The 9,954-nt window shown below is 40.8% G+C and carries 10 protein-coding genes; 6 read left to right on the forward strand and 4 right to left on the reverse strand.

Annotation, left to right across the window (positions count from 1 at the left end):
• Nucleotides 1–380: 380 nt before the first annotated feature.
• On the forward strand, nt 381–1,553 hold the full coding sequence (locus M3205_RS13655) for a D-alanyl-D-alanine carboxypeptidase family protein (protein WP_251170405.1): 1,173 nt from the start codon (nt 381–383) through the stop codon (nt 1,551–1,553).
• Between the two features lie 67 nt (nt 1,554–1,620).
• Here the strand turns inward: M3205_RS13655 and M3205_RS13660 are convergent, their stop codons facing one another.
• Nucleotides 1,621–1,866, reverse strand: coding sequence for a YkuS family protein (locus M3205_RS13660; protein WP_251170406.1), 246 nt, complete (start codon nt 1,864–1,866; stop codon nt 1,621–1,623).
• 104 nt (nt 1,867–1,970) lie between these two features.
• Between M3205_RS13660 and M3205_RS13665 the strand changes: the two genes are divergently transcribed.
• Nucleotides 1,971–2,108: a YuzL family protein gene (locus M3205_RS13665; RefSeq protein ID WP_251170407.1), complete on the forward strand. Its 138-nt coding sequence runs from the start codon at nt 1,971–1,973 to the stop codon at nt 2,106–2,108.
• Between the two features lie 40 nt (nt 2,109–2,148).
• Here the strand turns inward: M3205_RS13665 and M3205_RS13670 are convergent, their stop codons facing one another.
• A complete protein-coding gene (locus M3205_RS13670) occupies nt 2,149–3,768 on the reverse strand; it encodes an ABC-F family ATP-binding cassette domain-containing protein (RefSeq protein ID WP_251170408.1) in 1,620 nt (539 codons plus the stop codon).
• A gap of 179 nt (nt 3,769–3,947) precedes the next feature.
• Here M3205_RS13670 and M3205_RS13675 point away from each other — a divergent pair, with 179 nt between their 5' ends.
• From M3205_RS13675 to M3205_RS25635, 4 genes are all read left to right on the forward strand, one after another.
• Nucleotides 3,948–4,400 carry an FAS1-like dehydratase domain-containing protein gene (locus M3205_RS13675; RefSeq protein WP_251170409.1) on the forward strand — a complete coding sequence of 151 codons (453 nt, stop codon included), beginning with the start codon at nt 3,948–3,950 and terminating at the stop codon, nt 4,398–4,400.
• Nucleotides 4,393–4,779 (forward strand): MaoC/PaaZ C-terminal domain-containing protein, encoded by a 387-nt coding sequence (locus M3205_RS13680; RefSeq protein ID WP_251170410.1) that lies wholly within the window; start codon nt 4,393–4,395, stop codon nt 4,777–4,779. The genes M3205_RS13675 and M3205_RS13680 overlap by 8 nt, the downstream gene beginning before the upstream one ends.
• Before the next feature lie 17 nt (nt 4,780–4,796).
• Nucleotides 4,797–7,166: a penicillin acylase family protein gene (locus M3205_RS13685; protein WP_251170411.1), complete on the forward strand. Its 2,370-nt coding sequence runs from the start codon at nt 4,797–4,799 to the stop codon at nt 7,164–7,166.
• Between the two features lie 92 nt (nt 7,167–7,258).
• Nucleotides 7,259–7,393, forward strand: a complete 135-nt coding sequence (locus M3205_RS25635; protein ID WP_285886332.1) for a hypothetical protein — start codon at nt 7,259–7,261, stop codon at nt 7,391–7,393.
• A 43-nt stretch (nt 7,394–7,436) separates the two neighbouring features.
• Here M3205_RS25635 and M3205_RS13690 read toward each other — a convergent pair whose 3' ends face one another.
• Nucleotides 7,437–8,036 carry an SCO family protein gene (locus M3205_RS13690; protein WP_251170412.1) on the reverse strand — a complete coding sequence of 200 codons (600 nt, stop codon included), beginning with the start codon at nt 8,034–8,036 and terminating at the stop codon, nt 7,437–7,439.
• Nucleotides 8,037–8,169: 133 nt separating this feature from the next.
• Nucleotides 8,170–9,654: an aldehyde dehydrogenase family protein gene (locus M3205_RS13695; RefSeq protein WP_251170413.1), complete on the reverse strand. Its 1,485-nt coding sequence runs from the start codon at nt 9,652–9,654 to the stop codon at nt 8,170–8,172.
• Between the last annotated feature and the right edge of the window lie 300 nt (nt 9,655–9,954).

Consider the following 9,954-nt stretch of genomic DNA (forward strand, 5'->3'; position numbering starts at 1 on the left):
CTGCTCTTTTTTCATGGAGCCATGCCTTTTTGAGCGTTATTCCTTCCGATTAACTACCGTTTTTCTTGTAGGACCTCTTAGTTTGGACATTATTCCAGCGGATTAACTACCATTTTTCTGAAGGGCCAGCCAGTTTGGGCGTTATTCCTCCAGATAACTCCCTTTTTTCTGAGGCCCGGTTCTAATGGCGTTATACCTCCCAATTAAACACCAGCTTTACCAAAAAATTAAATCTCTTATTTCCTTTGATTATCAAACTTCTCAAATTACGGCATGAAATTTTCAATTGTGTAACAATTTATAATTATGATAGGGATATGCATGGTTTGTTTGATACAATCAGGATGGGATGATTATCGGTTTGAATTGGATGTGTATTTATGAAGAAATTGGTTGCTATGATCCTGCTTTTATTCAGTTTTCCTGCTGGAAACGCAGCGGCTGAGGATACAAAAGAGCCTGAAATGATTAGTGAAGCCGCAATTGTAACAGATTCAGAATCAGGGGCAGTTCTTTATGCAAAAAATGCGGATAAAAAGATGTACCCGGCCAGTCTGACAAAAATAGCAACAGCCATTTATGCCATTGATAATGGCGACTTGAGTGACCTGGCCACAGTCAGCAAAAAAGCAGTGGAGACTGAAGGGACACGAGTGTATTTGGAGGAAGGGGAACAGGTGCCCTTAAAAAAACTCGTTCAGGGAATGCTGATTAACTCAGGAAATGATGCTGCCTGGAGCATTGCTGAGCATTTGGACGGCAATATGGAAGCGTTCTCAGAGAATCTTAATCGCTATCTGAAAGAGAAGGCAGGGTTAAAAAATACCCACTTTGTTAATCCTCACGGTCTGTACAATGAAAACCACTTTACAACCGCAGCTGATCTTGCGAAATTAACCAATTATGCCTTGAAAAATGAGACCTTTAGAGAAATTTTCGGCACAAAGGAATTAAAATGGACAGGAAAGTCATGGGACACTACCATCTTTACTCATCACAGGATGCTCAAAGGGGAGGTTCCATTCGAGGGAGTGACTGGGGGAAAGACCGGGTTCGTTGATGAAGCCAAGCAGACTTTAGCTACTTCTGCCGAATATGATTCAATCAAGTTAACCGCTATTGTGTTAAAAGCAGAATATAAGCGGGATATTTATAATGATACAAAAAACCTTTTAAATTATGGACACAGCAACTTTGTAACTGCGGAACTCAGCAGCACTGAGGTTTTTCCTTCTGATGGAAAAACCTATACAACTGGCGGAGTAAATATACCCATTACTTTACCTAAAGGGAACTACGAAGAAATTATTACTGCAAAAGGGAAGCTGCAGATAAAGAATGATAATGGAAGGACCATTCAATCTGTAAAACTTATTGAGGATAAACAGGATGAAGCGGTTTCAAACCAGCTGAAAACAGCTGAGGAGCCTGAAAAAGAAACAACGGGGTACTATGGGAAAGCTGGACTGACCCTTTTGTTCTTTGGAATCTTTATAATTGTTTTAAGAAAAAATCTTAAAGCAAAAGCACGAAGAAGGAAAAGACGGGTTTAAAGCCCGTCTTTTTTTTACATTGAAAAAGACTAAAGAAGTTATCTTTAGTCTTAGGCTCACTATTCGATTACTGCATTCTTTGCTCCACCTGCCGGCATACCTCATCAGCTGAAAGGCCGCTTGCTTCAATGACAGAACCTTTTGTAGATACATCCTGCATACCCATCACATTTGAATCAACACCGCTTACAACACAGCATGAACAGTTCTCAGCATCATGCGCCGACTTCAAGTCAACCACATCATATCCTTTTTGGCGAAGCGCTTCAGAAACATTTGTTAAGGATTGTTCAACAGCTACTCTTTTCGTCAATGTTAACACCTCCTCCGTTTGTTAGATTGGCTTTTGTAATCCATTTTTATTCCACGGATAAAAATAGCCTTAACACGAAAAAGTAAGAAAGGAGGTGTTTAACTATGACCAAACGCAAAAAAGACCCTTCAAAGGCCGGATTAAGTTCTCCAAACGTCGAAGGGCAAGGGACAACCAACATGGAAACAGGGAGCAGAACAGCTTCCTCTGCACGCCATAAAAAGAAAAAACAAGATTTATAACAAACTAAAAGCAGGAGGCTGAACCTCCTGCTATTACTCTTTACTGATACATTTCAGCAACTTGCTTTTGAATGGCTGGATCTTCTAAATACTCATCGTACATCATTTGCTTATCGACAATGCCAGCCGGTGTAATTTCGATAATGCGGTTGGCAATGGTTTGAATGAACTGATGGTCATGTGATGCAAAAATCATAGAGCCTTTGAAATTAATCAGCCCATTATTTAATGCCGTAATGGATTCCAAATCAAGATGGTTAGTCGGCTCATCTAATAGAAGCACGTTAGCGCCGCTCAGCATCATTTTAGATAGCATGCACCGGACTTTTTCCCCACCCGAAAGAACGCTTGCTTTCTTTAAAACTTCCTCACCGGAAAACAGCATTCTTCCAAGAAAACCTCTCAGGAAGCTCTCACTGTCATCTTGAGGTGAGAATTGGCGCAGCCAGTCTACAAGGGTCAAATCAGAGTTCTCGAAGAACTCAGAGTTATCACTAGGGAAATAGGACTGAGAGGTTGTTACACCCCACTTATATGTTCCTTCATCCGGCTCCATTTCACCAGTCAGTATTTTAAACAGGGTGGTTTTCGCCAATTCGTTCGCTCCAACTAACGCTATTTTATCATCTTTGTTCATGATAAAGCTGACATTGTTCAGAACTTTAACACCATCAATTGTTTTAGTGATGCCGTCTACCCGCAGCAAATCATTTCCGATTTCACGGTCAGGTGAAAATCCGACATACGGATATTTTCTTGAGGATGGTCTAATATCATCCAATGAAATCTTATCAAGTAGCTTTTTACGTGAAGTTGCCTGCTTGGATTTAGATGCGTTTGCACTAAAGCGGGCAATAAAGCTTTGCAGTTCCTTGATTTTTTCTTCTTTTTTCTTATTGGCATCCTGAGCCATCCTTTGGGCAAGCTGGCTTGACTCATACCAGAAGTCATAGTTCCCTACGTAAATTTGAATCTTGCCAAAGTCAAGATCGGCAATATGCGTACAAACTTTGTTCAAGAAGTGACGGTCATGGGATACGACAATAACAGTATTCTCAAAGTTGATCAGGAATTCCTCAAGCCATTGAATTGCCTTGATATCCAAATGGTTTGTCGGCTCATCCAGCAAAAGAACATCCGGTTTGCCAAAAAGGGCCTGAGCAAGCAAAACTTTCACTTTTTCAGAACCGGAAAGATCAGCCATTTTTTTGTCGTGAAGCTCTTCTCCGATTCCAAGTCCCTTCAGCAAAATAGCTGCTTCAGATTCAGCTTCCCAGCCATTTAATTCTGCAAATTCACCTTCAAGTTCAGCAGCCTTCATGCCGTCTTCATCTGTGAAATCAGCCTTCATATATATAGCATCTTTTTCCTGCATTACTTCATAAAGACGTGCATGTCCCATGATGACTACTTTTAATGCTTCATGCTCTTCGAACTCAAAATGGTTCTGCTTCAGAACAGCAAGGCGTTCGCCGGGACCTAAATGAACACTTCCGGATTGCGCCTCAATTTCACCTGATAAAATTTTAAGAAAAGTTGATTTACCTGCACCATTTGCTCCAATCAATCCATAGCAATTGCCAGGTGTGAATTTAATATTAACGTCTTCGAATAGTTTGCGGTCACCGTAACGAAGACCTACATTACTGACAGTTATCATATTGTTTTTATTCCTCCAAATACATAATCCATAAAATTATAACACTTTCAGCGCATAATCGCGAATTCTTGTTCTTATCACGTAACTTCTAAGGTAAAAGTTTAGAGAATTAACAGGAAGCAGAAGGAAAAAGTCGAATACATAAAGATTATAAAAGGATGAGAGGAAGTGCAGTAATTATGGAATCTCTTTTAAATACAGAGGTGAAGTTAAAACCTTTCAAGTTCACCATTGAAAGGGGAAAAATCAAAGAATTTGCGATGGCAATTGGCGACAAAAACCCTATTTATTATGATGCTGACACTGCTAGAAAAGAGGGGTATCGTGACATTCCCATCCCGCCAACATTTCCTACAGCCATTGAGATGTGGGGAGGCATGGATTTCGAAACCCTAATTGAGCTATTCGGACTTGACCCTCTCAAGGTTCTTCACGGGGGCCAGGAATATCGCTATATAGGAGAAATTTGTGCTGGCGATACAGTAACCGCGATCCCGAAAGTAATTTCTTCTTTTGAAAAGAGGAACCTGCGATTTATTACAATTGGTATTCAGTACAAAAACCATGATGGAGAAGATGTTCTCTATGCAGAATCCACCATTATTGAAAGAGGGGGAAGCAAAAATGAGTGAGCTGAAAATGATTCATAAACCAGAAATCACACATACACAGCTGGTCAAGTATGCAGGAGCATCCGGAGATTTCAATCCGATTCATACAGTAGTCCCTATAGGAGAAAAGGCCGGATTGGATGGAGTGATCGCCCACGGGATGCTTATCATGGGAATGGCAGGCGAAGCACTGGCTGAGTGGTTTCCAAGAAAGGACCTGAGAAGGTTCAAAGTGCGCTTCAGCAAAATGACACGGCCCGGCGAGAAACTGACAATAGAAGGGAGGGTGACAGGAGAGAAATGGGAAGAGGACGAAAAAAGGCTGACCGGAGAAGTATCAGTTAAAAATGAAGCTGGTGAGCAAAAGCTTTCCGGCAGGTTCGAATTCAAAATTGAATAATAAAGGAAGGAATGTCTATGGAAGGCAATATCGGGATCAAGCATCGGCCAAAAGCAAAGTGGAAGAAGTACTCGCTTTGGAGCATTGCTATCATATTAGTGCTGCTGGCTGCTGCCTTTTTCATTATGTATGGTTTATTGTCACGCTCTCTGCCTAAAACAGAGGGAGTAATCAAAATAAGTTCCCTATCTGAGGAAGTAAAGGTCAATCGCGATAACAGCGGAGTCCCGCACCTGATTGCTGCCAATGAAAGGGACCTTTTTATTGCCCAAGGCTTTGTCCAGGCACAGGACCGCCTTTTTCAGATGGATTTAAGCAGGCGTCAGGCATCGGGAAGATTGAGTGAAGTAATAGGAGAGGCTACTGTTGAAAATGATAAATATTTTAGAACCCTTGGTTTGAGAAGAGCTGCAGAAGCATCCTATGAAGCATATTCCTCAGATGCAAAACAGATTTTAAGCTGGTATGCGGAAGGAGTTAATCTTTATATAAAAGAAGTTATAGAAAATGGAAAAATCCCTGTTGAATTTTCCATACTCGGCTATGAACCGGAAGAATGGTCTCCTGTGGATTCGCTTACTATTGGCAAATACATGGCATATGATCTTGGCGGACACTGGGAAAGCCAGGCATTCCGCTATTATCTCCTTCAGCATTTTCCGGAAGATAAAGCATATGATTTATTCCCCTCCTATCCGGAAGAAGCCCCATACATAATAGGAAAGCACGACTTAAATATAGAAAAAAGCTTTGCATCTGTCATTACGCCTCCTGAATATAACGGAAGCAATAACTGGGTGGCAGCCGGCAGTAAAACAGCATCCGGAAAGCCTATTTTGGCTGATGACCCTCATTTATCACTGAGCACACCTTCGATCTGGTATCAGATGCACCTGGAGTCCCCTGAAATGAATGTCAGCGGTGTCATTTTTGCAGGAATCCCAGGCATCATACTCGGTCACAATGAAGATATTGCATGGGGAGTAACCAATACAGGACCAGATGTTCAGGATTTGTATATTGAAAAAAGGAATCCTGCCAACATAAATGAGTTTCTATTCAATGAAAAGTGGGAAAAGGCTGAAGTAATAGATGAACCAATTAAGGTAAAAGGCAAAGAGCCAATTAGCTATAAAGTAACGATTACACGCCACGGACCTGTGATTTCGGAATTTGCAGGAGACAGCGGAAAGGATACCGTTCTTTCCTTGCAATGGACAGCACTTCAGCCATCAAAAGAGCTGGAGGCCATTCTAAAAATGAATAAAGCTTCAAACTGGAATCAGTTTGAACGAGCATTGGAGTTATTCCACACACCTGTCCAAAACTTTGTATTTGCTTCTCCTGATGGAACAATAGCTTATAAGGCTAATGGTAAAATCCCAATCAGAAAGAAGGGAGACGGATTGCTGCCGGTGCCCGGCTGGTCTGATGAATATGAGTGGAAAGGCTACATCCCTTATGAACAGCTTCCTAAAACTGTCAATCCCGAAGAAGGCTATATCTCAACAGCAAACAATAAGGTGATGGATGACAGCTACCCTTACCACATCAGTCATGATTGGGCCCAGCCATATCGGCAAATGCGCATTCAGGAATTTCTGAAAAGCAAGGATAATCTTACAGCTGAAGATATGATGTCACTGCAAATGGATCAAATAAACCTGCAGGCAAAGGAATTCCTACCGATTTTCCTGTCCGGAATAAAAGAACCATCAACCGCTCTTGAAAAGGATGCTTTAACGATCCTGAGTAAATGGGATTATATTGACAGCAAGGATGAGGCAGCCCCTCTCATTTTCAATCTTTGGATGAAAAGCATAGCCGATGTACTTTTTGAAGATCAGATATCACCCCAAATGAGGAAGCTCTTCAAAGGCCAAAAGCAAACAGTGGATGAATTATTGAGAAATGCAGCAAATGGACGGGAAAGCATTTGGATTGAAGAAAAGGGAGGATTGCAGGAAGTCCTTTCCCAATCATTGAGTATAGCGGTAATAGAAGCCGAAAATCTTCAAGGAAGCAGTCCGACTAAGTGGAAATGGGGTAACTATCATCAATTAGCTTTTTCCCACCCGCTTTCGAATGTAAAACCTTTAAACTATTTGTTTAATAGAGAAGGACGAATTCCTGTTGGCGGCAGCTCAGTCACTGTGCAGGCGGCAGCAAACAAAGACGATGGCACTGTGAATCATGGAGGATCCTGGAGATTTGTGGTTGATACACAAAACATGAACACCGCCTACCATCTGGTAGGACCGGGGCAGTCCGGACATCCCTTAAGCCAGTGGTACCACGATCAGATGAATGACTGGGCAGAAGGTAACTATCATAAAACATCCCTCACTGAAGAAAAAAACAGTTATACACTTTTATTAAAACCTTGAAAAAGTATAAAATGTTTCTTTTTGTTCATAGTTTTTTCATAAATTTCATGTAAAATATTAATCATACAGGCAGGGAAAAAGGAGTTTTTTAGATGGCTAAAAAACAGCTGGTTGATTTAGTAAACCGATTAAAGAAATCCGGTATTAAAGTAAGCTTCTCTAAACCAAGATCAAAAACTTTAATACTCATTGACCAAAACAAAAATTTATCTTCTTCTACGAACTAGGTTAAAAAAAATGGCGGACCCTAAAATCCGTCATTTTTTTTTGTTATATTTGCTTCATTATTTTTTTGAAAACTTCATTCCTGTCAAAATCTTCTCCCATAGGAAACTTCTTAATAAATGTATTATTTTCGTCAAGCAAATATACAAAAGTGCTATGAACATAGAAGCCATCGCCGGGATCACGATACTGAAATTGGAAAGTGTTTGCGAGCTCCTGAATCTCTGCCTGATCCGTTTTCAGTGTATCAGGATCTGCAGTTAGAAAAAGCCAATTCTCATCGTTTTCGATGTCAAACGTACTTCTGTATTTTTTAAGAACATCTGCGGTGTCCCGATAAGGATCGATCGTTACTGTAATGAATTGTACTTTGTCCCCAAATACGCCTTCATTAGTAAGATCACTTTTCAGGAGATTCATCCTTTGGGTAGTTGTCGGACATATATCCGGACAGTGCGTATAAATAAATTCAACAAGCTTCAGTTTTTTATCAGATTTGGAAAAGTCGTATACCTTCTCATCATCTGTTAAAAGTGTAATATGATCAGGGATCTTTGATGTCAAATCACGGATGATAAAAAATGAAATGCCGGCAGCAATGCCAAATAATACAATAATAGCGGAAATCAAATATATTTTTTTCATTATTTCCCCTCCCAATATAAGGATAAATAATATCCATCTAAAATCCTATGGATAATCTGTGAACTTATTCATAATAGGGGGAATTTCAAATAAAAAAAGGAACCCCGAAAGGTTCCTTTTGATGATTCGGCTATTATTTCATTGAGATCCATACACTCTTAACTTCTGTATAGTTATCAAGAGCATATGAGCCCATTTCACGGCCGATACCGGATTGCTTATAACCACCAAATGGAGAGGCAGCATCGAAAGTGTTGTAGCAGTTCACCCAAACTGTACCAGCACGAAGTTTATTGGCCACATAGTGTGCATTTGCCACATCACGAGTCCAAACTCCTGCAGCTAATCCATATTCGCTGTTATTGGCACGGTTAATTAATTCGTCAATGTCATCATAAGGCATTGCCGAAATAACCGGTCCGAAGATTTCTTCCTTCGCAATTGTCATTTCGTCATTAACATCTGCAAAGATAGTAGGGGAGACGAAGTAACCTTGCTCCTGAGGCTTATCTCCTCCTGCTACAAGCTGAGCACCTTCGCTTAAGCCTTTTTCAATGTATCCAAGAACTCGGTTTTGCTGCTCAGCAGATACAAGCGGGCCAATTTCTGTGTCAGCATGAATTCCGGCACCCTGCTTGATTTTTTTAGCATGTGAAGCCATGTCAGCTACAACATTATCAAACTGCTTCTTTTGAATGAAAACACGGGAGCCGGCACAGCACACCTGTCCCTGGTTGAACATAACACCGTTAAGAGCTCCAGGAATTGCCTTAGATAAATCAGCATCCGGCAAGATAATGTTCGGAGATTTGCCGCCAAGCTCTAGTGTAACCCTCTTCAGAGTTTTTGAAGCATTGGACATAATCCGTTTACCTACTTCAGTAGAACCAGTAAACGCAATTTTATCTACCAGCGGATGGTCAACAAGCGGCTGTCCAGCTGTTTCCCCAAAACCAGGAACAATATTTATAACCCCTGGAGGGAAGCCTGCCTGATCCATTAACTCAGCAAGATATAAAGCGGAAAGAGGTGTCTGCTCCGCTGGTTTAAGAACTACTGTACAGCCTGTTGCAAGGGCAGCACCAAGCTTCCACATTGCCATTAGGAGAGGGAAGTTCCAAGGAATGATTTGCCCCACTACACCAACAGCTTCATGGCGGGTATAGTTGAAGAATGGCCCGCTGACAGGAATAGTCTGTCCGACAATCTTCGTAGACCAGCCCGCATAGTAGCGCATATGTTCAATTGCCAATGGGATATCGGCATTTGTTGTTTCACGGATTGGCTTACCATTATCCAATGTCTCAAGCTGCGCTAATTCTTCACTGTTTTCTTCCATAAGATCAGCAAGCTTGTACATCAGGCGGCTGCGCTTGGAAGCGCTCATTTTAGACCATTTTCCTTCATCAAACGCCTTTCGGGCTGCTTTTACTGCCAAATCAATATCCTCTGCACCTGCTTCAAAAACAGAAGCCAGAACTTCTCCTGTCGCCGGGTTATACGTATCAAACGTTTTCTGTGATTTACTTTCTACAAATTCACCATTGATATATAATTTCTTCTTACCGCTTAAGAACTTTTCTACCTTTTCTTTTAAACCTGCCGTTAATTGACTCATATAATTCCTCCTCAAAATAGTAGTCTATGTATTTCATGGTGCAAAACATTAGAAGAATACCATTGTTAACGCTTACATTATTACTTTAACATTAACAAAAATATAAAATCAACTCTGAATTAAAGTAATTTTCAGATAACATTCGACAATTCTCGCCTTATATCAAAAAAAATGAGGCTGGGACAAATCCCACCTCTGAAATGAAAAAGCCGGTGACATTTTACGACGAGTAAAATGTCACCGGCTTTGATTGTTTTTGAAAAAAATAAGGACCACTTCTGATACAATTAAGTTACCACA

The organism is Cytobacillus firmus (assembly GCF_023715565.1).
Taxonomy (GTDB): Bacteria; Bacillota; Bacilli; order Bacillales; family Cytobacillaceae; genus Cytobacillus; species Cytobacillus firmus_C.

Excerpts from the sequence above, each read along its gene's own strand:
- M3205_RS13690 (WP_251170412.1), bottom strand. The coding sequence starts at position 8,036 with ATGAAAAAAATATATTTGATTTCCGCTATTATTGTATTATTTGGCATT.
- M3205_RS25635 (WP_285886332.1), top strand. The coding sequence starts at position 7,259 with ATGGCTAAAAAACAGCTGGTTGATTTAGTAAACCGATTAAAGAAATCC.
- M3205_RS13695 (WP_251170413.1), bottom strand. The coding sequence starts at position 9,654 with ATGAGTCAATTAACGGCAGGTTTAAAAGAAAAGGTAGAAAAGTTCTTA.
- M3205_RS13665 (WP_251170407.1), top strand. The coding sequence starts at position 1,971 with ATGACCAAACGCAAAAAAGACCCTTCAAAGGCCGGATTAAGTTCTCCA.
- M3205_RS13655 (WP_251170405.1), top strand. The coding sequence starts at position 381 with ATGAAGAAATTGGTTGCTATGATCCTGCTTTTATTCAGTTTTCCTGCT.
- M3205_RS13675 (WP_251170409.1), top strand. The coding sequence starts at position 3,948 with ATGGAATCTCTTTTAAATACAGAGGTGAAGTTAAAACCTTTCAAGTTC.
- M3205_RS13685 (WP_251170411.1), top strand. The coding sequence starts at position 4,797 with ATGGAAGGCAATATCGGGATCAAGCATCGGCCAAAAGCAAAGTGGAAG.
- M3205_RS13680 (WP_251170410.1), top strand. The coding sequence starts at position 4,393 with ATGAGTGAGCTGAAAATGATTCATAAACCAGAAATCACACATACACAG.
- M3205_RS13670 (WP_251170408.1), bottom strand. The coding sequence starts at position 3,768 with ATGATAACTGTCAGTAATGTAGGTCTTCGTTACGGTGACCGCAAACTA.